The sequence below is a fragment of the Streptomyces swartbergensis genome (genome assembly GCF_002148965.1).
In the GTDB taxonomy this organism is placed as follows: Bacteria; Actinomycetota; Actinomycetes; order Streptomycetales; family Streptomycetaceae; genus Streptomyces; species Streptomyces swartbergensis.
In genome coordinates, this window is record NZ_NGFN01000073.1 from 1 (window position 1) to 20907 (window position 20907).

The 20907-nt window shown below is 71.2% G+C and carries 17 protein-coding genes; 4 read left to right on the forward strand and 13 right to left on the reverse strand.

What is annotated here, in order from left to right; translation table 11 throughout:
* The 3 genes from CA983_RS14365 to CA983_RS14375 all read right to left on the reverse strand — a co-directional run.
* On the reverse strand, window positions 1-1356 hold a 1356-nt coding region (locus CA983_RS14365; RefSeq protein ID WP_086601299.1), incomplete at its 3' end, for an alpha/beta hydrolase family protein.
* Window positions 1353-2702, reverse strand: a complete 1350-nt coding sequence (locus tag CA983_RS14370) for an MFS transporter (protein WP_086601285.1) — start codon at window positions 2700-2702, stop codon at window positions 1353-1355. The genes CA983_RS14370 and CA983_RS14365, both read right to left, overlap by 4 nt.
* A gap of 79 nt (window positions 2703-2781) precedes the next feature.
* On the reverse strand, window positions 2782-3207 hold the full coding sequence (locus CA983_RS14375; protein ID WP_086601300.1) for a MarR family winged helix-turn-helix transcriptional regulator: 426 nt from the start codon (window positions 3205-3207) through the stop codon (window positions 2782-2784).
* Window positions 3208-3393: 186 nt separating this feature from the next.
* Here CA983_RS14375 and CA983_RS14380 point away from each other — a divergent pair, with 186 nt between their 5' ends.
* The 4 genes from CA983_RS14380 to CA983_RS14395 are packed head-to-tail and all read left to right on the forward strand — an operon-like array spanning window position 3394 to window position 7172.
* Window positions 3394-4311: an SDR family NAD(P)-dependent oxidoreductase gene (locus CA983_RS14380; protein WP_086601286.1), complete on the forward strand. Its 918-nt coding sequence runs from the start codon at window positions 3394-3396 to the stop codon at window positions 4309-4311.
* The gene (locus CA983_RS14385) at window positions 4311-5186 is read left to right on the forward strand and encodes an amidohydrolase family protein (RefSeq protein WP_086601287.1); all 876 of its coding nucleotides are present in this window, start codon (window positions 4311-4313) and stop codon (window positions 5184-5186) included. The genes CA983_RS14380 and CA983_RS14385 overlap by 1 nt, the downstream gene beginning before the upstream one ends.
* A gap of 10 nt (window positions 5187-5196) precedes the next feature.
* Entirely contained in the window at window positions 5197-6705 is a 1509-nt protein-coding gene (locus CA983_RS14390; RefSeq protein WP_086601288.1) for an acyl-CoA synthetase, read from the forward strand.
* Window positions 6706-6716: 11 nt separating this feature from the next.
* Complete coding sequence (locus CA983_RS14395) at window positions 6717-7172, forward strand: MaoC family dehydratase (protein ID WP_086601301.1); 456 nt, start codon at window positions 6717-6719, stop codon at window positions 7170-7172.
* Between the two features lie 27 nt (window positions 7173-7199).
* Here the strand turns inward: CA983_RS14395 and CA983_RS14400 are convergent, their stop codons facing one another.
* The 10 genes from CA983_RS14400 to CA983_RS14445 form a co-directional block, all read right to left on the reverse strand.
* Complete coding sequence (locus CA983_RS14400; protein WP_086601302.1) at window positions 7200-8027, reverse strand: PaaX family transcriptional regulator; 828 nt, start codon at window positions 8025-8027, stop codon at window positions 7200-7202.
* Between the two features lie 24 nt (window positions 8028-8051).
* On the reverse strand, window positions 8052-8900 hold the full coding sequence (locus tag CA983_RS14405; RefSeq protein WP_086601289.1) for a hypothetical protein: 849 nt from the start codon (window positions 8898-8900) through the stop codon (window positions 8052-8054).
* A gap of 4 nt (window positions 8901-8904) precedes the next feature.
* The gene (locus tag CA983_RS14410) at window positions 8905-10581 is read right to left on the reverse strand and encodes a PHP domain-containing protein (protein ID WP_086601290.1); all 1677 of its coding nucleotides are present in this window, start codon (window positions 10579-10581) and stop codon (window positions 8905-8907) included.
* Window positions 10582-10607: 26 nt separating this feature from the next.
* Window positions 10608-12443, reverse strand: a complete 1836-nt coding sequence (locus CA983_RS14415; RefSeq protein WP_086601291.1) for a LamG-like jellyroll fold domain-containing protein — start codon at window positions 12441-12443, stop codon at window positions 10608-10610.
* Window positions 12444-12523: 80 nt separating this feature from the next.
* Window positions 12524-15457, reverse strand: coding sequence for a glycoside hydrolase family 2 TIM barrel-domain containing protein (locus tag CA983_RS14420; RefSeq protein WP_086601292.1), 2934 nt, complete (start codon window positions 15455-15457; stop codon window positions 12524-12526).
* The gene (locus CA983_RS14425) at window positions 15454-16410 is read right to left on the reverse strand and encodes an alkaline phosphatase family protein (protein ID WP_279628435.1); all 957 of its coding nucleotides are present in this window, start codon (window positions 16408-16410) and stop codon (window positions 15454-15456) included. Before CA983_RS14425 ends, CA983_RS14420 begins: the two co-directional genes overlap by 4 nt.
* A 136-nt stretch (window positions 16411-16546) precedes the next feature.
* Window positions 16547-17395 carry a carbohydrate ABC transporter permease gene (locus CA983_RS14430; protein WP_086601293.1) on the reverse strand — a complete coding sequence of 283 codons (849 nt, stop codon included), beginning with the start codon at window positions 17393-17395 and terminating at the stop codon, window positions 16547-16549.
* A complete protein-coding gene (locus tag CA983_RS14435) occupies window positions 17392-18276 on the reverse strand; it encodes a carbohydrate ABC transporter permease (protein ID WP_086601304.1) in 885 nt (294 codons plus the stop codon). Before CA983_RS14435 ends, CA983_RS14430 begins: the two co-directional genes overlap by 4 nt.
* Before the next feature lie 124 nt (window positions 18277-18400).
* Window positions 18401-19678: an ABC transporter substrate-binding protein gene (locus CA983_RS14440; protein WP_086601294.1), complete on the reverse strand. Its 1278-nt coding sequence runs from the start codon at window positions 19676-19678 to the stop codon at window positions 18401-18403.
* Window positions 19679-19743: 65 nt separating this feature from the next.
* Complete coding sequence (locus tag CA983_RS14445; RefSeq protein WP_086601295.1) at window positions 19744-20796, reverse strand: carbohydrate kinase family protein; 1053 nt, start codon at window positions 20794-20796, stop codon at window positions 19744-19746.
* Window positions 20797-20907 lie beyond the last annotated feature (111 nt).

Below are 20907 nucleotides of genomic sequence, written 5' to 3' on the forward strand. Positions count from 1 at the left end.
GTCTCCCGGGTGGGCGAGGTCGTAGGGGCGGGGGTAGGCGGCCGGGCGGTACGGGACGTAGCGGGGCTCGGCCGTCGAATCCTCGGCTGCCGCACGGGAGTTGAGGGCGGCGGGTGAGGTGTCCCAACGGCCGGTGTCCAGGCGGTGTTCCAGGGTGCGCAGGGCGGCGAGGGTCTCGCCGGGGGTGAACGTGCAGTGGCCGGGGGCGTCGACGTAGGCCTGGCGGAACAGCGGGCCCGAGCCGGCCGCGGTGGCCGCCCGCCGGTAGGCGCTCTCCGCCTGCACCGGTATCAGCGCGTCACCGGTCGTGTGGATGTTCAGCTGGGGGTCGGTGAGCCGGCCGGAGAGCACGCTGGTGTTCCGCATCCACCGCACGGCCGGCTGATCGGCGGAGACCCGGGGCGCCCGGTCCAGCGCCGAGAGGTCGGTACGCAAGGACAGTCCCGCCTCCTTGTAGAGCTCCTTCACCTCTTTGTACAGCGGGGAGCGGGCGAGCATGGCCGTGTAGTCGACACCGGTGTTCCACGACGGGTTGCCGCCCGCCCGGCTCTCGGCCTCCTGCCGCCAGCTGAACGCGGGCATCTGGATCAGGCCCCGGACGGCCGTGTACTGGTTGACCTGCTGGGTCTGCCAGTCCGTGGGGCCCGGCACGGTCTGTGAGGAGTCGTTGTAGCCCGGGATGTTGTGCAGGGCGGCGGCCAGGGCGATCCGGGCCCGGCCCTCCGGGGTTCGCTGCGCGGCGTCGACCTTCGTGGTGAGCGCCTTCCCGGCGGCCACCGCCTCCGTCTGGCCGGCGAAGCCCGCGAGCCGGATTCCGGAGTCCGGTGCGAGGAGCGTGCGCAGCGCGAACACCGGGTCCAGGGTGCTGTTCCAGTTGGCGACGCCGCCCTGCACCAGCCCGCACATCGACAGTGAACCGTCGAACCGGCCGGTGTGCCGCTCGGCGAGCATCGTCGTGACGAACCCGCCGTACGAGGTGCCCCAGGCGAGCGTCCGCCGGGCCGCCCCGAACCTCTCGGTGAACAGGTCCAGCGTGGCGAGCTGGTCCGGCACCGCCTCGGTGACGGCCCAGCCGTTCGTCGCGTAGGAGGAGCCGATGAGGGCGTAGCCCTCGGCCAGCAGCTTGTCCCGGGCGGCCGCACCCGGAGTGTTCTGGGCCGGGTTGGGGGCTCCGGCCGGGGTGTAGCCGTGGCTGTAGAGCAGCACCGTGCCGTTCCAGGACGCGGGGACGTCCATCACGTACGCGGCGCCGGAGGCGAGCCGGCCCTCCAGGTGCGTGTCCGTGGCGGCGGCCCGCGCCGGCAGTGCGGTCGCCAGGGACAGGCAGGCGGTCAGCAAAGCGAGGCGGATCCTCAACGCGGGGTCCCTTCCAGGGTGGGGGTGGCGGCGGCCGGGGAGTCCAGGGCGTCGGTGTGCGTCTCGCGCAGCCGCCACACGGTGACGGCGGTGATCGCCGCGCCGGCGCACAGCATCAGTGAGACGGGCGTGCTCCCGCCCCCGTAGGAGGCGAGGAGGCTGCCGGCGATGAGGGGGGAGAACCCGGCGCCGATCAGGGTGGCCGCCTGGTAGCCGAGCGAGGCGCCGGTGTAGCGGACGCGGGTGCCGAACATCTCGGTGAGCAGGGCGCCGAGCGGCCCGTACATCGTGGACTGGGCGACACCGTGACCGAGGGCGAGGGCGAGGATCAGCAGTCCGGGCGAGCCGGAGTCGACCAGCGCCAGGACGGGGAAGGCGAGCGCGGCCGAGGCGATCGCCCCGGCGAGCACGACGGGCCGGCGGCCGACCCGGTCCGACAGCGCGGACGCGGCGGGCAGGACGACGAGCGCCACGCAGGAGGCGACGGTCACGGCGGTCAGCACCTGCGGGCGGGTGTACCCCTCGTCGACGGCGTAGGAGATCATGAAGCTCGTCAGCAGCGACTGGGCGGTGAACGCGCCGATGCCGACGCAGGCCGCGAGCAGCACGGGCTTCGGGCGGCGCAGCACCTCCACGATCGGCGGCTTGTCCATCGGTTGCCGCTTGACCTGGGCGAACAGCGGGCTCTCGGCGACCTTGAGGCGCACGAACAGACCGACGGCCAGCAGCACGATGCTCAGCAGGAACGGCACCCGCCAGCCCCAGGAGCGGAACTCGTCGTCGGGCAGGCCGGCGACGATGGTGACCACACCGGCCGACAGCACGGAACCGAGCGGGGCGCCGAGCTGGGTGAAGCTGGACCACAGGCCGCGCCGGGAACCCTGCGCGTGCTCGGCGTGCTCGACGACCATGAGCATCGCGCCGCCCCACTCGCCGCCGATCGCGAGGCCCTGCACCACGCGCAGGGCGACCAGCAGGATCGGGGCCCAGACGCCGATCGCGTCGTACGTCGGCAGCAGGCCGATGAGGAAGCTGCCGCTGCCCATCAGGACCATGGTCAGCAGCATCATCGACTTGCGGCCGATCCGGTCGCCGAAGTGGCCGAAGACGATGCCGCCGAGCGGGCGGGCGAGATAGCCGGCGGCGAAGGTGCCGAACGCCGCGATGGTGCCGACCGCCGGGTCGGCCCGGGGGAAGAACAGCTCGCCGAAGACGAGGGCGGCGACCGTGCCGTAGACGAGGAAGTCGTAGAACTCGACGGCCGTTCCGAGCAGTCCGGAGACGGCCACGCGACGCAACTGCCGGGAATCGGGGGTGGGTTGAGCGGCGGAGGGGGATGGCTGCACGGGAGCTCCCTGGGGACGGGTCTCGGTTGGCCGATGAAGTTATGCATCCATCGTGCAGCCGTCAATCATTTGCACAACATCAGTTCAGTCCGTCCTCGGCGATCCGCAGCAGCAGCGCGTGCAGCGCCTCCCGGTCGGCCGGGTCCAGCGGGGCGAGGAGTTCGTTCGTCACCCGCTGGCCGGCCTCGTCGGTGTCGCGGAGGAACGCGCGGCCCTTCTCGGTCAGCGCGACGATCCGGCTGCGGCGGTCGTCGGGGGAGGGGCGGCGCTCGGCGAAGCCCTGCTTCTCCAGGTCGTCGACCAGGCCGACGATCGCGCTCGGGTCGTAGCCGAGCCGGGTGCTCAGCTCGCGCTGGAGCGCGCCCTCGGAGGTGGCGAGGAAGCGCAGCACCGCGTAGTGGCGCAGGCGCACGCCCGACTCCTGGAGGCAGGCGTTGAAGAGCTGTCCCGAGCGCAGGCCCAGGCGGTACAGCAGGTAGCCCGTGTCGGCGTGCAGCCCGCGCATCCACGGCTCGTGGGCGTCGATGGGCTTCGGGGTGACGTTCTGGTGTGTGATGACGGGCTCCCTGTGCTCGGTACTTCCTGGGGATTCCAGCATCTCGCACCTTTGGGTCACCAACAACTATTGACGTCAACAATTATTGCTCTTAGCTTCAATCTCGAAGTCGAACCCGTGTGAAGGGACCCACCCGTGCCCAGCATCGATCTCTCCGGCAAGGCCGCCGTCGTCACCGGAAGCGGCCGGGGCCTCGGCCTCGCCTATGCCCACGCCCTGGCCGCCCACGGGGCGTCCGTGGTCGTCAACGACGTCGACGAGGCGGTGGCCGAGGCGGCCGTGAAGTCCATCACCGAGGTGGGCGGCAAGGCCGTGGCGGAGGTGGTCCCGGTCGGTACGGCCGAGGCGGCGGACCGGCTGGTCGCCCGCGCGGTCGAGGAGTTCGGCCGGCTGGACGTCCTCGTCACCAACGCGGGCATCCTCCGCGACAAGGTGCTGTGGAAGATGACCGACGAGGACTTCGAGGCGGTGATCACCACCCACCTCAAGGGCACCTTCACCTGCGCCCGGGCCGCCGCCGTCCGGATGCGCGAGCAGGGCGAGGGAGGCTCGCTGATCCTGGTCGGCTCCCCGGCCGGCCAGCGCGGCAACTTCGGCCAGACGAACTACGCCGCCGCCAAGGCCGGCATCGCGGCGATGGCCCGCACCTGGTCCATGGAGCTGGGCCGCGCGAACATCACCGTCAACGCGATCGTGCCGGTCGCCGCGACCGCGATGACCGAGACGATCCCGGCCTTCGCCCCGTACATCGAGGCCATGCGCAACGGCGAGCCGCTGCCCGACTTCCTCCGCAAGGGTGAGGGCTTCGGCACCCCCGAGGACTGCGCCGCCCTCGTCCCGTTCCTCGCCTCCGAGGCCGCGCGCGGCGTGACCGGCCAGTGCGTCGGCATCGGCGGCGACAAGGTGGCACTCTGGTCGCATCCGCAGGAGATCAGGGCGGCGTACGCCGACGGCGGCTGGACCCCCGAGGCCCTGGCGGACGCCTGGCCCACCTCGGTCGGTGCCGAGCTCCAGTCGGTCGGCATCCCGGCGCCGAAGTTCCCGGAGGCGTGATGGACCTGAACGACCTCGTCGCGATCGACGTCCACACCCATGCGGAGGTCTCCTCCAAGGGCCACTCCTCCCTGGACGACGACCTGCACGACGCCTCCTCCGCCTACTTCAAGGTCGAGGGCAAGCGGAAGCCGACCCTGGAGGAGACGGCCGCGTACTACCGCGAGCGGAAGATGGCCGCCGTGATCTTCACGGTCGACGCCGAGTCCGCCACCGGCACGGCGCCCGTCCCCAACGAGGAGGTCGCCGAGGCCGCCGCCGCCAACGCCGACGTCCTCATCCCCTTCGCCTCCATCGACCCCTTCCGGGGGAAGGCGGGGGTGAAGCAGGCCCGGCGCCTGGTCGAGGAGTACGGGGTGAAGGGCTTCAAGTTCCACCCCAGCATCCAGGGCTTCTTCCCCAACGACCGGTCGGTGGCGTACGACCTGTACGAGGTGATCGAGGAGACCGGCACGATCGCCCTGTTCCACACCGGCCAGACCGGCATCGGCGCCGGCGTGCCCGGCGGGGGCGGCATCCGCCTCAAGTACTCCAACCCGCTGCACGTGGACGACGTCGCCGCCGACTTCCCGCACCTGAAGATCATCCTGGCGCACCCGTCGTTCCCCTGGCAGGACGAGGCCTTGGCCGTCGCCACGCACAAGCCGGGCGTGCACATCGACCTGTCCGGCTGGTCGCCGAAGTACTTCCCGCCGCAGCTCGTGCAGTACGCGAACACGCTGCTGAAGGACAAGGTCCTCTTCGGCTCCGACTTCCCCGTCCTCACCCCCGACCGCTGGCTCGCCGACTTCGACAAGCTGACGATCAAGGAAGAGGTCCGGCCGAAGATCCTCAAGGAGAACGCCGCCCGCCTGCTCGGGCTGACGAAACCGTAAGGGGCGTGACATGCGCAACGAGGGACTGGGGTCGTGGCCCGCACGCCGGGCCCGCAAGACCCCGCACCGCACCGCCCTGATCCACGGCGACACCACCCGCACCTACGCCGGCCTGTACGACCGCACCACCCGCCTCGCCCACGCTCTGCGCGAAAGGGGCGTCCGCCGCGGCGACCGCGTCGCCTACCTCGGCCCGAACCACCCCTCCTACCTGGAGACCATGTTCGCGGCCGGCACCCTCGGCGCGGTCTTCGTCCCCCTCAACATCCGGCTGGCCGGCCCCGAGATCGCCTATCAGCTCGCCGACTCCGGCGCCAAGGCCCTCGTCTACGGCCCCTCGCACGCCGGTCTGGTCGCGGGACTGCCGGGCAGCACGGACGTCCGTACGTACGTCGAAGTGGGCGCCGAGTACGAGGAGGCGCTGGCCTCGGCCTCCCGGGAGCCCATCGACACACCGGTCACCGCGGACGACACCTGCATCATCATGTACACCTCGGGGACGACGGGCCGTCCCAAGGGCGCGATGCTCACCCACGGCAACCTCACCTGGAACGCGATCAACGTCCTGATCGACCACGACCTGCTCGCCGACGAACGCGCCCTGGTCTCCGCCCCGCTGTTCCACACCGCGGGCCTGAACATGCTCACGCTGCCGGTCCTGCTGAAGGGCGGCACCTGCGTCTTGGTCGAGGCCTTCGACCCGGACGCCACCTTCGACCTGATCGAACGGCACCGGATCACCTTCATGTTCGGCGTGCCCACCATGTTCGACCAGGTGGCCCGGCACCCGCGCTGGCCGGACGCCGACCTGTCGTCGCTGCGCATCCTGACCTGCGGCGGCTCCCCGGTCCCGACCCCGCTGATCGCGGCGTACCAGAGGCGCGGCCTGACCTTCCTCCAGGGCTACGGCATGACCGAGGCCGCCCCCGGCACGCTGTTCCTGGACGCCGAGCACGCCGTCAGCAAGGCGGGGTCGGCGGGCGTGCCGCACTTCTTCAGCGACGTACGCGTCGTACGGCCCGACCTCGCGCCGGTCGACGTCGGCGAGGTGGGCGAGGTCGTGGTGCGCGGGCCGCACGTCATGCCCGGCTACTGGGGGCTGCCCGAGGAGACGGCCGCGTCCTTCGCGGACGGCTGGTTCCGCAGCGGCGACGCCGCCCAGGTCGACGAGGACGGCTACGTCCACATCGTCGACCGCCTCAAGGACATGATCATCTCCGGCGGCGAGAACATCTACCCCGCCGAGATCGAGGACCAGCTCCTCGCTCACCCGGACATCGTGGAGTGCGCGGTGATCGGGGTGCCGGACGACAAGTGGGGCGAGGTGCCCCGCGCGGTCGTCGTACCCCGCGAGGGCGCCGCACTCGACCCCGACGAGGTACTCGCGTCGCTCGCCGGCCGCCTCGCCAAGTACAAGATCCCGAAGTCGGTCGTGGTGGCGGACGAACTGCCCCGCACCGCCTCCGGGAAGCTCCTCAAATCCCGTGTGCGCAAGCGCTACGGCACCGACTCCCAGTGAAGGACGGCTCCATGAGCATCACCGTCAACGGCCTCGACGAACTGAAGAAGCTCGCGGGCAGCGACCTCGGCACCAGCGAGTGGATCGAGGTCACGCAGGAGCGGATCGACACCTTCGCCGACGCGACCGGGGACCACCAGTGGATCCACGTGGACCCCGAGAAGGCCAAGGAGGGCCCCTTCGGCGCCCCCATCGCGCACGGCTACCTCACGCTCTCCCTCTTCATCCCGCTGTTCACCGAGCTGCTGGACGTCCAGGGCGTGACGACGAAGGTCAACTACGGCCTCAACAAGGTGCGTTTCCCCTCCCCGGTGAAGGTCGGCTCCCGCATCCGGCTGGTGGCGAAGCTCGCCGAGGTCGAGGAGGTGCCGGGCGGCGTGCAGATCACGGTCGACGGCGCCATCGAGATCGAGGGCGGCGCCAAGCCGGCCGCGGTGCTCCAGAGCCTGTCGCGGTTCTACTCCTGACGACACCCCGTAGGCCTGAGCGGCGTGCTACGCCTGAGGCCGCGCGGGCACCAGGTCGAGCAGGCGTTCCGAGGCGTCACGCGCGAGCGGTGAGAGCCTCTCGTGCACGGCCCGGAACGTCTTCTCGGCCTGTTCCGCCGGCCAGTCGTCCGGCAGGTGCTTGACGGGCAGGCGCGGATCGCGCCGGACGATCCGCAGCCACTCGGTCTGGAGCCGCAGCCGCAGCACGAGCCCGTCGTCGGGGTGCGGCAGCTCGTCCTCCCACGGCTGCCAGCGCCGTCCGAACGCCTCGTAGCGCCCGGCCAGGTCGGACAGCTCCCACGTCTCCTCGATCATCTGGCCGATGTCCATCCCGGCGTCGGCGTGCGCGCGGAAGACCTTCACATGGGCGGACAGGCCGAGCTCGGCCACCAGCGCCGACACGTCGACCTCGCCGGGCGCGATCCACAGGCCGTTGAACAGCGGGCCGAAGCCACTCCAGGTCAGCTGGGAGCGCAGGTCGTGGCGCTGGCGCTGCCAGGACTCGGGCAGGGAGAAACCGAGCAGGGTCCAGGTGCCGTCCCAGTGCCGGTTGACGGCGCCGGTCTGCCAGATGCGCCGCTTGCCGTCGCGCAGCACGGCCTCCGAGCGCTCGGTCAGTCCGAAGTACATCCGGCGGCCCTCCCGCTGGCGGCGCAGCAGGTCGCGGTTGACCATCCGGGTCAGCGTCGAGCGGGTCGCCTGCTCGCCGATCCCGGCGCGGGCGAACACGTCGATGACGCTGCCCGAGTACACGCACACGTCGCGCCCGAGCACCTGGTCGCCCAGGAACGTCAGCATGAGGGACTGGGGCCGCAGCGACTCTTCACCGGTCACGCGGCCCACCGTACCTCCGCTCGATCAGTCGGTGACCTGCTGGTACGCGTGGACGGCCGTCGTCACCGCGCACACGCCCGGCGGGATCATCTGCGTCCTCAGGGTGCCGCTGTTCGTGTCGTAGTCGACGCCCTCCGTCTCGAAGGTGCCCGTGCACACGCTGCGCTGCGGCAGCGCGAGGAGACTCGTCACCGTGCCGGTGACCGGCTGCCCGTCCAGCGTCCGGGGCAGGTCGACCTGGAGCAGGGGCCGGATCTCCGGGAAGAGGGTGCCCGAGGCGTCGTTCGAGGCGCACAGCAGGCGGGTGCCGGTGACGAAGTCGCAGCCCTGGATGTCGCGTACGGGCTTGTCCAGGGTGATCTGCCCGGCCTCCTTCAGCTCGCCGCCGGCGGGCGGCGTGGAGGGGTTGAGCAGGGGCGCCGGGAAGACCTGGAGCCGGTTCTGCGTGCCCCACTCGCCCGACACCAGCCACTGCTCGTCGGGCGAGACGGTCGCGAAGGAGTTGTTCAGCTTCTCGCCCGGGTTCAGCGGGTGGACGTACTCGTAGCGCTTCCCGGCCGGAGTGGTGACCGCGAACATCTTGGACGTGGCCGTGTCCGGGCCCTGGTAGGCGTCGAAGACATGGCCGCGCGCGATGTCCGGGTCGCCTATGTGGTTCCAGCCCTTGACCCGCAGGTCCAGCGGGATGGAGGCCAGCCCCCGGTACAGCAGGGAGCCGTCCGCGCGGCTGGCCAGGCCCTGCCCGCCGCCGAGGGTGTCGGTGTACGCCGTGCCGGTCCGAGCCCACTGCGGGGCACCGGCGGCCGAGGCCGTGCCGGCGCCCAGCGTGAAGGCACCCAATAACGCGGTGGTGACGAGCAGTTGACGTCTCATCAGGTCAGGCACCTTCCACGTCGACGAATACCGGGTTCGAATAGAACCACGTATCCGCCCACGGGTCACCGTCCCCGGGCGCGTGCGGAACCGGCCCGTGCGGGTCGACCGAGGCGCCGAGGTAGCCGGTGCCGTGCCGGTTGCCGTCGCTGCCGCGCAGCCGGACGTAGAAGGACTCCTCGCCCGCGGTCAGCGGAACGCGCAGGGTGTAGGTGCCCGTGCGGCCGGAGACGTCCTGCGAGCGGACGACGCGGGTGTCGGGGGCCTTCCAGGTGTCGCGGTCGGCGACCGGGCCGCGCACCGCGCCGCGGATGACGTCCACGTGCGCCAACTCGGGCAGGATGCCCTGCGGGTTGGGCCGCGAGGCGGTCGTCACCGTGATGGTCAGGGTGAGCTTCTCGCCCTTGCGGACCCGCAGCCGGCCGCCGAGCGTCACGCCCCGGCCCCGGTCGCGTTCCCGCTTCAGCCGGACGTCGAGCCCGTCGAGCAGATGCCCGTGGTCGAGCCAGACCCGGCCCGCGCGCAGGCCCGCCATGACCGCGCGGTAGCCGTAGCGGGTGACGCCCACATGGGTACGGCTGAACTGGCCGGGCCAGAAGTCGCTGCCCGGCTGCGGGGTGTCCGTGTTCACCGGGTCGGGCAGCTTCCCGGTGCTGTCGAAGGTCTGGCCGGGCTGCCAGTCGCCGTTCTTCCAGGTGTCGAAGACGATCCGGTGGGCGTCGGAGTTGGTGGTGACCGAGAACAGCCGCCCCTCGGCGAGCATCGAGTCCCACAGGCCGCCGACGGTGGCGGTCGCCCAGTCGAAGCCGCCGTACGTGAGGTAGGCGTCCGCCGGGTAGCCGGGCCAGGACTGCGCGGACGGCTTGTTCTCGTACTCGCCGCGGATCGACGTGGCGCCGCGCCAGCCGGGGATGGCGGCGCCCTGGGCACCCGGCGCGCCCTCCATGCCGATCATGATCCCGGGTGCCGCGTCCCGCCAGTCGCGCATCTCGTGCGGGGAGTCGATGCCCAGGCGCATGGGGTGGTTGGCGAGGACCAGCACATCGTCGACGTAGCCCGAACGACGCTGCCCGGCCAGCCACTTGAGGGCCTTGAGGGCGTGCGCCTCGTTGCGGGCGGTGTCCGCGTCGGCGGGGCCGCCCTTGTCGTAGCCGAGCAGTTTGCCGTCGTAGGCGCGCTCGAACCGGGTCAGCAGGTCGACCTCGTGCGGCCCCGGGGCGGTGAACACCGTGCAGTGCTCGGCGGCCGGGATGTACCACTCCAGGCCCTGGAAGATCAGCTGACGCGGGTTCTCGGCACGCGCCTGGAGGATCTCCTGGTGCTCCAGCGCGGCCCCGTGGTCGGCGTGCCCGAAGTTGGAGTGCTCGGTGAACACCATCCAGTCCAGGCCGTACGTCGCGCCCGCGGCGGCCAGTTGGGAGAACGTGTACTTGGCGTCGTGGCTGTAGACGGAGTGGATGTGGTGGTCGCCGACGAGGTAGGCGAGGCGGGGGTCCTCTCCGCCCAGCCGCCTGTCGCTGTCATCGGCGGCCAGGGTCGGGGCCGCCGCCGGGCCCAGGGCGAACGCGGCGCCGAACAGGCCCGCGCGGCGCAGGAGCCCGCGGCGGGAGACTCCCTGGGGGTCGAGGGCGGCGGGGGAGACGGACGGGTCGGCCCAGGCGGGCAGCTGCTGCTCGGTCATGAAGGATCCTCGCGAGTCAGGTGAGGTCAGTGGTCCATGAAGGAGGTGACGGGCAGCGCCCGGGAGACGATCCGGACATCGCCGAGCCGGCCGTGGAAGATCTGGTCGATCTTGCCGCCGTACTCGTAGCCGCCGAGCAGCCACGGCAGGCCGACGGAGGTGATGCCGACGGAGGACGCCCTGGGGTTGCGGAGCACCGGGCAGCCCTCGACGTACAGCGTGGTGTGCCTGCCGTCGTTGACGACCGCGAGGTGCCACCAGGTCTCCAGCGGGGTCTCCTGGCCCCAGTTGGTGGCGATGCCCTGCTGGTTGAGCGGGCGCATCGCCCACTGCGGTTCACGGTCGTTGGACAGGGACAGCGTGGCCAGCGGCTCGTCGGGGTCGTCGGCGGTCTTCCCGGCGGCGCCTCCCGTGCCCGTGCGGCCGACCAGGCCCGACCAGGCGTGGTGGTCCGGGTCCCAGTCGGCGGGCAGCCGGTAGAACGCCTCGATGGTGTAGCCGTCCGCGAAGGTGGCCGAGTTGAGCGGGGCGCCGTCGACCGTGCGCAGATAGGCGCCCTTCAGCGGGGACTTGAAGCCCTGGAACTCCAGGCTGCCGTGGCCCGGCTGGTCGGGGTGGTGGTCCGCCGACCAGCCCAGCGCGCCGCCGCCCACCGTGACGAGCGCGAGGTCGTTGCCGCGCCCGGACAGGTCCCGGACCGTTCCGGCCGTGCCGTCGACGGGGTTCTCGAAGCGCCAGTACGCCACCGTGCCCGGGACCAGCATCTTCGAGGCGGGCCGCGCCGGCCGGGCGGGCACGGGCGCGAAGCCGGAGAAACGCTCCTGGAAGTCGATCTCGACGGAGAACCGGTCGGCGTCGCCGCTCAGCTCCATCTCCTGCCGCTCCAGTTCGTTGAGCCCCTTCCCGGCCCGCCCCAGGATCCACGGCGAGACCGTCTCCACGTCGATGACGTTCCGGTCCAGGTCGAACCGGTAGAGGCGGATCATCGCCGCGCCGCCGAAGTAGCGGTTCTGGTAGTTCGTCAGATGCAGGTGGACGTCGTGCCCCGCGGCGTTCTTGCGGGTCGCGCGGGCGGCGGGCCAGTAGTGCCCGTTGAGGGTGAGGAAGATCTGGTCGTGGTCCTCGATCAGCCGGTCCCAGAGCTGCTGCCCGTACGCCGACAGGGAGTCCTCCTCTACGACCAGCTCATGGGTGGTGAGGATGACGGGCGTCTTCGGATGCCGCGCCATGACCTCCTTCGCCCACGCATAGCCCTGCGGTGACAGCCGCCAGTCCAGCGCGAGCACCATCCACTCCCGGCCGCCCGCGGTGAACAGGTGGAAGGTGTTGTAGCCGTCCGGGGAGGCACCGCCGAACGTCCGCTGCCCCTTGAACCGCTGCGGCCCGAAGGCGTCCAGGTACGGCGTCGCACCGCGCTGGTCGGTCGTCGACGACTTCACGTCGTGATTGCCTGCCAGGACGCTGTAGCCGACGCCCCGCCGGTCCAGCAGCGAGAACGCCTCGCCGATCGCCGCGAACTCCTCCTTCGCGCCGTTCTGCGTGAGGTCCCCGAGGTGGGACAGGAAGACGAGGTTCTCCTCCCCGCCGTGCTCCAGCAGATAGCGCAGCGACGCCTCGACCGGTGCCTTGTCGATGCTCGGCCCGTCGAAGAGGTACTGCGTGTCCGGCATCACGGCGAGCGTGAAGCGGCGGCTGCGCGGATCGGGGCGCCAGCTCGCCGGTGCGGCCGCGGCGGTGACGGCCGGCAGCGCGGCCACCGCCGTGGCGGTCGCGCCGAGCAGCGCGGTGGCGCGCAGGAAACCGCGTCTTCCGGCACCGGCCTGGGGGGCCTCGCCCGGGTCGTGGTCATGCGAAGTGCACACAGGTGCTCCATGAGGTGACAGAGGAAGTGACAGAGGAAGTGACAGAGGAAGTGACAGAGGAGGTGACAGAGGGGGAGAACTCAGAGAACGCGCAGCGTCCAGCTCCAGCGATGGACGCCGGCCGCGACGAGGTAGGTGGCGAAGGTGTCGGGCCCGCACGACGCGGTGCCCAGCCCGCGGTGCGCCGCGTCGATGTGCACCACGCACCCGGCCCGCGGCACCAGTTCGTCGTGGTGCGCGGCCGCGGCGAGGTCGGTCGCGCGATGGCGGGTCACGGAGACCTGGCGGGGCCGGTCCAGCCGCACCGCGAGCCCGGTCGCGTCCGGCGCGGACAGCGTGAACCGCCGTACGCCGTGCCGCCCGCCGCTCTCCTGCGGCCGCAGATATGGGGTGAACAGCTCGTCCACCGGCAGGGAGTGGTGGCCGACGGGCGCGCCCGCGCCCCGGTCCGGATACGACTCCCAGGGGCCCTGCCCGAACCACTCCAGCAGGTTCAGCCCGGCGGCCGTCTCGAAGACCGAGCCGACCCGGGCCACGTCGTCCAGCACCTCGGGCAACTCGGCGCACTCCTCCACCAGAAGCCCGCCCTCGACCGCCGTGAACACCTGCTCGTGGCGGACGGTCCCGCCCGGGCAGAGGTAGTCGCAGACCACCGCCACCCGTCCCGGGTCACGGCGTACGGCGACGACCTCGCGGGTGGGCGCGTCGAGCCCCCAGTCCCGCCAGCGGGCCGCCATGCCGCCCAGTTCGTCGTTGTCGGTCGGCGCCCGCCACAGCGACAGCGTCGGCCCGGCCGTCAGCAGCGGATGGACCAGCAGTCCGTCCTCGTCGACCTCCACGGGGCGGTGCGTGACGGGGGCGTGCCGCACCGGGGGCGCATGCCGCAGCCGTGCCTGCGGCAGGCACACCACCGTGCCGCGCGGCGCCCACGGCTCGTCCCGGGCCGTCGTGACCCGCAGCGTCAGCCATGCCTCACCGCCGTCCTCGGGAAGCTCGAACGGCAGCGGTACGGCGGCCGTCTCGCCCGGCCGCAGAGCGGGCAGCTCGGCGGGGGCGGTCAGGGTGCCGCCGTCGGCGAGGGTCAGCTCCCACTCGCCGGACAGCCAGTCCAGGCCCCGGAAATGCTGGTGGTTGCCCAGGACGACGCCCTCGTGCCGGAAGCACTCGATGCGCAGCGGCGCGGCGATCTCCCGGTGCTCGAACATCACGGGCTTGGGGGTGCGGTCGGGGAAGACGACACCGTCGGCGATGAAGGCGCCGTCGTGGTCGGTCTCCCCGAAGTCGCCGCCGTACGCCCAGCGATGGCCGGGCGCGGCGACACCGTTGTCGTAGAGCCCGGCGCCCCCACGCCCGGCCGGTCTGCCGTCGTTCACACGCTGGAGGATGCCGTGGTCCCAGAACTCCCAGATGAACCCGCCCTGAAGACCCGGGGTGGCCTCGATGGCCTCCCAATGGTCCGCGAGCGTGCCGTTGCTGTTGCCCATGGCGTGCGAGTACTCGCACTGGATGAGCGGCTTGGTCTGCGTGCCCGACATGGCGTGCGCGATGCACTCCTGCAGCGGCGCGTACATCGGGCAGGCGATGTCGGAGGCCAGGTCCGGATCGGCCCAGCCGCGCCTGGCCGCGCCCTCGTACTGCACCGGCCGGGTCGGGTCGTGCCGGCGTACCCAGCCGGCGGCCGCGTCGTGGTTCGCGCCGTAGTCGGACTCGTTGCCCAGCGACCAGATGATGACGGACGGGTGGTTCTTGTCCCGCAGCACCATCCGCGCGACCCGGTCGACGAAGGCGCCCAGATAGCGCGGGTCGTCGGCGATCTCGTGCGCGTGGTCGTGGGACTCGATGCCGGCCTCGTCGACGACGTAGAAGCCGAGCTCGTCGGCCAGGTCGTACAGGGCCGGGTCGTTCGGGTAGTGCGCGGTGCGGATCGCGTTGAAGCCGAACCGCTTCAGCAGGACGAGGTCCGCGCGCATGTCGTCGTACGACACCGTCCGCCCCGTCAGCGGATGGAAGTCGTGCCGGTTGACGCCCCGGATGAACACGCGCTCGCCGTTGACCAGCAGGTCCCGGCCGGTGATCTCGACGTCGCGGAAGCCGATCCGGTGGCGGGAGGTGTCGGCGACCGTGCCGTCGGCGCGGTGCAGCCGGACGGTCAGGCCGTACAGCTCGGGCGTCTCGGCGGTCCAGGCGTGCACGTCCGGTACGGCGGCCCGCAGCCGGGCCTCGCCGAGGAAGCCGGAGACGCGCTCGTCCTCGGCGTTGGCCCGGTCGAACTCCGTGTCCTGCGTGAGCAGGCGCCCGTCCAGCTCCCCGCTGATGTACCAGCCCTCGGGCAGGGCCCCGCCCGAGTCCCGCACGAGGCAGTCCACGCGCAGGTCACCGTCGCGCCGGGCCCGCACGGTCACGTCCGCGAGATGCAGCGGGTCCCTCGCGTACAGCAGCACCGAGCGGGTGATCCCGCCGTGCCACCACTGGTCCTGGTCCTCGATGTGCGAGGCGTCCGACCACTTGACGACGGTCAGGCGCAGGGCGGCCCGCTCCCCGGGGCGCACCACGTGCGTCAGATCGAACTCGGCGGCCAGGTGGGAGTCCTTGGAGATGCCGACAGGCCGCCCGTCCACGTGCACCAGCAGCACGCTCTCCGCCGCCCCGACCTGGAGCACGATCCGCCGCCCCGCCCACTCCGCCGGCACGTCCACCGCACGCTCGTACACGCCCGTCGGATTGGCGGCGGGCACGTCCGGCGGGAACTCGGCGAACGGCATGCGGACGTTGAGGTACTGCGGAAGATCGTCCGTGCCCTGCATGGTCCACACGCCGGGCACGTACGACGACGACCAGACCTCCCCGAGCGGGGCGTCCGGCGCGGGCAGCAGCTGGAAACGCCAGTCGCCGTCCAGGGAGACGGCCCCGGCCCGCCGGTCGACGGCGTTCATCGGCAGCCGCCCCCAGGAGGTCACCTCCGGTGCCTCCCAGGGGCGCAGGGCGATCAGGGGATCGGGGTGTGCGTCGGTCATGACCATTCCGGAGTCGGTGCGGTGGGCCGGGGCAGGGCGCGCCCTTGAAGGCCCCAGGCGGGGTCGACGGGGATGCCGAGACGGTCCAGGACGGTGGGGGCGATGTCGATGAGGCGGGGCGAGTCGAGCCTGGTGCCTCCGGGCATGCCGGGCTCGGCGAGGGTTCCGGGCATGCCGGGCTCGGCGAGGGTTCCGGGCATGCCGGGCTCGGCGAGGATGACGAAGACCTCCCGTTCGGCACGCGTGTCGCCGCCGTGGCCGCCGGTGTCGAGGTGACCGTGGTCCGTGGTGACCAGCACGGTCCAGTGCTCGCAGGCGCGCCGCGCGTCGATCGTCTCCAGGAGCCGCCCGAGGTGGGCGTCCTGGGCGAGCAGGGCCCGGTCGTAGGCGGGGGAGAGGGGGCCGGTGGCGTGGCCGGCCTCGTCGGTGGCGCCGAAGTACACGAACAGGGCGTCCGGGTCGTCCTCGGTGAGCCAGTGCGCGGCGGTGTCGGCGACGAGGCGGTCGGCGGTTTCGTAGCCGTCGGACTCGCCGTCGTGGCGCACCCGCCGGCCGATGGCGGCGCCGAGGACGCCCCGGTCGACCAGCTCCGGCCAGGACACCACCGCCGCCGTGCGCAGAGCGGGCCGGGCGGTGGCGGCGCGGCTGAGGAAGTCGGGGTAGCGGGTGTAGTCGGCGCCGAGGAAGTCGTTGCCGGTCACCCCGTGCCGGTCGGGCCACACCCCGGTCAGCACGCTCGACCAGCCGGGCCCGGAGTCCGTGTAGGCCGTGCCGGCCGACGGCCCGTCCTCGGCCCGGCCGTAGGGCAGCAGGCTGGTGCCGTGGGCGCCGGCGGTCATCAGGCCGTGCAGTACCGGTGCCGTGGCAGGGCAGCGGGTCAGCCGGTCGAAGCGCAGGCCGTCCATGCCGACGATGAGCACCTTGCGGTGCGCGGTGACCTCGGCGTCTGTCACTGCCTACCCCCTCTCGTCGCTCATTCCTGCTGCACCGGACCAGGACTAAGAGCTCGGGCCGGACTGCCGGTTCTTGGCTGCGCGCCGACTGTGGCTGATCGCGCAGTTCCCCGCGCCCCTTTCGGGGCGCGCCCCGTCAGCTCCCCTGCACCGCTCCCTCGGTCGCGCCCGCGATGAAGCCGCGGGCGAAGATCGTGAAGACCACGACCAGCGGCACGGACGCCATGAGCACACCGGCCATGACCATGCTGTAGTCGGTGGTGTGGCCCACATGGAGCTGGGCGAGCGCCACCTGGAGGGTGAGGTGGCCGGGGTCGGTGAGCACGACCAGCGGCCAGATGTAGTCGTTCCAGGCGCCGACGAAGGCGTAGATGGCGAGGAACGACAGCGCGGGTTTGATCATCGGCAGCACGATGTTCCAGTACTGGCGGAAGAAACCCGCGCCGTCGATGCGCGCGGCGTCGAGGAGTTCGTCCGGCACGCCGTTCTCGATGTACTGGCGCAGCCAGAAGATGCCGAAGGCGTTGGCGAGGGCGGGCGGGATCAGCGCCTTGAGCGTGCCGACCCAGCCGAGGTCGGACATGAGGATGAACTGGGGGAGGACGGCCAGCTGGAGCGGCAGCATCATGAACCCCACCAGCATGGCGAACAGCACCTTGCGTCCGGGGAAGTCGAACTTGGCGAAGGCGAAGGCCGCCAGGGAGTCGACGAACAGGACCAGGACGGTGGTGACGGTCGCGACGACGAGCGTGTTCAGCATCGACCCGAAGAAGTCGATGGTGTCGAGCACGTGCCGGACGTTCTCCAGCAGCTGGGAACCGAAGGTCAGCTTCGGCGGGCTCTTGTAGATGTCCTGGGTGGTGTTCGTCGCCATGACGATCGTCCACACGAACGGGAAGACCGAGACCAGGACGGCCAGGACGAGAACGATGTGCGCGGTCAGGCCCTTGGGGCGCCGGGACCGCCTCGTGACCGCTGCGGTCATGACTTCCTCCCGCGCTGGACGAGGCGCCAGTTGACGGCGACCAGCACCATGATCAGTACGAAGAAGGCCCATACGATGGCCGCGCCGTAGCCGTAGTCGTTGTTGACGAAAGCCGACTGGTAGAAGTACAGCAGCGTGGTCAGGCCCGCCTGGCCGGGGCCGCCGAGGTTCGGGTTGGCGGCGTTGCTGCCGAACAGGACCTGGGGTTCGCTGAAGCTCTGCAGGCCGTTGATGGTCGAGATGACGACGGTGAACAGGATGATGGGCCGCATGATCGGCATGGTGATCTGGAAGAACGTGCGGACGGGTCCGGCGCCGTCCAGCTTGGCGGCCTCGTAGATCTGCGTGGGGATGGCCTGCAGACCCGCCAGGTAGATGATCATGTTGTAGCCGGTCCACATCCAGGTCATCAGCAGCGCGATGACCAGTTTGATCAGCCACGGGTTGCTCAGCCACGGGACGGGTGAGATGCCGACCATGCCCAGGATCGCGTTGACCAGGCCGAAGTTGTTGCTGAACACCGCGCCGAAGAAGATCGACACGGCGACGATCGAGGTGACGTTCGGTATGTAGAGGGCGATGCGGTAGAAGCCCTTGAAGCGGCGCACCGAGTGCAGCAGCGTCGCCAGCACCAGGGCCCCGAACAGCGTGGGGACGGTGGACAGCACCCAGATCACCAGGGTGTTGCGGATCGACATCCAGAAGACCGGGTCGTCCCACAGGAACCGGAACTGGTCCAGCCCCACGAACTGCATGGTGCCCATGCCGTCCCAGCGCTGGAAGGCCAGGTACAGCGAGTAGAAGACCGGGAAGAACGAGAAGACGCCGAAGATCACGAAGAAGGGCGAGATCGCCAGGTACTGCCGCCAGTGGGACAGCACCCCGCGGCGTGCCGGCCGCACGGTGCCCGCGGGCGGCGTGCGCCGCGGGCGGAAGCGGGCCGGGCCCGGCCCGCCCCGGTGCCGTGGCACCGAGGCGGGACCGGTGACCGGAGGTGACGTCACCTCACTTCACCCCCTGCCGCCGGGCGATCTGCCGGGCCTGGGCGACCGCGTCCTTCCAGGCGTCCTCGGGCTTCTTGCCCTTGGCCTCGATGCTGGTCAGCTCGGTGAAGTAAGGAGCCATGACGGCGGCGTCGGCGGGCGCCTCGTAGCTGGCCGGGATGGCCTTGGCGGCCGGGCCGAAGACCTCGATGACCTTCTGCCCGCCGAAGAAGGGGTCGCCGCCCGTCATGGCCGGCATGGAGTACGCCGCCGGGGCGGCGGGGAAGATGGCGGCGTCGGCGAAGCCGCGGGCGTCGTTCGCCGGGCTGAGGATCCAGCTGATGATCTTGAAGGCCTCTTCGGGGTTCCGGCACTGCTTGGGCAGGGCCAGGTAGGAGCCGCCCTGGTTGGCCGGTCCGCCGGGCGTCGCACAGACCCGCCACTTGCCCTTGGTGTCCGGGGCCGCCTGCTCGATGTCCAGCGCGTGCCAGGCCGCGCCGAGTTCGGTGGTCAGGCTCTTGCCGATGGCGGCGTTCCAGGTGTTGTCGTTGATCTTGGCGTCGAGGCCGAGGGTGTAGGGGCGGATCGCCGTGTTCCACGCGGTGCGGATGTGGTCCTGGTCGCCGATGAAGCGGTTGTCCCTGTCGATGAACCGCTCGGTGCCCTGCCCGACCGCGATGGTGAACACCGAGCTGATGTTGTTGACCAGGTAGGTACCGGGCACCTTCTTGCTCAGCTCGGTGCCGAGCGCGAAGTAGTCCTCCCAGGTCCCGGCCCGGGCGGCGACCTTGTCGGGGTCGGTGGGCAGTCCGGCCTTGTCGAACAGGTCCGCGCGGTAGAAGAGCGCGGTGGGGCCGATGTCGATCGGGAAGCCGATCTGCCTGCCGTCCTCGCTCCGGGCGAGCTTGGTCTTCCAGTCCAGGTACTTGGACGAGATCTCCTTGAAGCCCAGGTCGTTCAGGTCGAGGAAGCGGTTCGCGTTGGGCAGGAAGGACGCCATGTCCTCGCCCTTGATGCCGGTGATGTCGGGCACGGAGGTGCCCGCCGCGAGGGTGGTGGTGAGCTTCTGCTTGAAGTCGCCGCCGATGGAGGCGGCGGTCAGCTTGACCTGGCCGCTGAAGTGCGTCTTGGCCTCGGCGACCACCTTGTCGCTGAGCGCACCTCCCCAGTACCACAAGGTCAGGTTCTTGCCGTTCTTGCTGCCGGCCGATCCCGAGCCGTTGCCGCATGCGACGGTCAGACCGGAGGCGGCCGCGGTGAGCGCGGCGGCCTGGAGGAAGCCTCTACGAGAAAGGTCCACGGGTCACTCCTGTTGTTCCTGTTCGACGTACCAAGGGGTGTTCGACGTGCCAAGGGGTGTGAGGGTCAGTGCCGCCGTTCGGAGGCCCGTGGGCCGACGGACGTGTGAGGGGCCGGCGGGGTGACCGGTGCGTACTGCACGGGCGGTCCCGGGTTCGCCGGAAGCCGGTCCGCCAGGAAGCCGTAGGCCCGCTTCAGCTCCGGGTCGGTCAGGGAGCGCCACCAGCGGTCCACGCCGTACCAGCCGGGGGCGGCCAGCGCCCCGCCGTGGTGCCGGACGGACAGCCCGGCGGCGAGCACCGCGAACCGCAGCCTCTCGTTGAGCGGCCAGCCGCCGAGCGAGGCGGTGACGAACGCGGCGCCGAAGACGTCCCCGGCACCCGTCGCGTCCCGCACCTCGACGTCGAGGGCGGGCACCTCGGCGTACTCGCCGGTCGTCTGGTCGACGGCCACCGCGCCGTCCCCGCCCCGGGTGACCACCGCGACCGGCACCAGCTCGGAGAGCGTGCCGAGCGCGGCCACCGCGCTGTCGGTGCGGGTGTAGGCCATGGCCTCCGTCTCGTTCGGGAGGAAAGCGTGGCACAGGGCGAGCTGCTCCAGGAGGGCCGTCGACCACTCCTGCGTGGGGTCCCAGCCGACGTCGGCGTAGATCTGCGTGCCGTTCGCTGCGGCCTTGGCGAGCCACTCGCGCGGCTCCGCCTCGATGTGCACCAGTGCGGTACGCGCCGCGGGCGGATCACCCATCAGCACGTCCTGCGAGTACGGCGGCGCCTGGCCGTGGGTGAGCAGGGCCCGGTCGTGGCTGCATGCGACGGAGACGGTGACCGGGTTCGGCCAGTCGTCCGCCGTACGGGAGAGCGAGAGGTCGACACCCTCCTGGTCGCACAGGACGTCCCGGCAGTACTCGCCGTAGAAGTCGTCGCCGAACACCGTGGCCAGGGACGTCCTGAGGTCGAAGCGGGCGGCGGCCACCGCCAGGTTGGCGATGCCGCCCGGGCCGCAGCCCATGCCCGTCGTCCAGATCTCCTCGCCGGGGGTCGGCGGCTTCCCGAGCCCGGTGAGGACGAGGTCGTAGAAGAGCAGCCCGGTCAGCAGCACATCCGGCCGGTCGTCGTCCACGGAGGCGTCCTCTCGCTCGAGGCTTCGACGGAGATCGTCAAAACTCTTCATTTCCGTGAGCGGAATCGTGCGCTGATCGGAGAGATTGGTCAATACCCGCGCAGAAATGAG

Bases quoted from the DNA above. Each gene is read 5' to 3' on its own strand.
- CA983_RS14375 (WP_086601300.1), bottom strand. From the start codon at position 3,207: ATGCGCGGGCTGCACGCCGACACGGGCTACCTGCTGTACCGCCTGGGC.
- CA983_RS14385 (WP_086601287.1), top strand. From the start codon at position 4,311: ATGGACCTGAACGACCTCGTCGCGATCGACGTCCACACCCATGCGGAG.
- CA983_RS14390 (WP_086601288.1), top strand. From the start codon at position 5,197: ATGCGCAACGAGGGACTGGGGTCGTGGCCCGCACGCCGGGCCCGCAAG.
- CA983_RS14395 (WP_086601301.1), top strand. From the start codon at position 6,717: ATGAGCATCACCGTCAACGGCCTCGACGAACTGAAGAAGCTCGCGGGC.
- CA983_RS14405 (WP_086601289.1), bottom strand. From the start codon at position 8,900: ATGAGACGTCAACTGCTCGTCACCACCGCGTTATTGGGTGCCTTCACG.
- CA983_RS14410 (WP_086601290.1), bottom strand. From the start codon at position 10,581: ATGACCGAGCAGCAGCTGCCCGCCTGGGCCGACCCGTCCGTCTCCCCC.
- CA983_RS14420 (WP_086601292.1), bottom strand. From the start codon at position 15,457: ATGACCGACGCACACCCCGATCCCCTGATCGCCCTGCGCCCCTGGGAG.
- CA983_RS14430 (WP_086601293.1), bottom strand. From the start codon at position 17,395: ATGACCGCAGCGGTCACGAGGCGGTCCCGGCGCCCCAAGGGCCTGACC.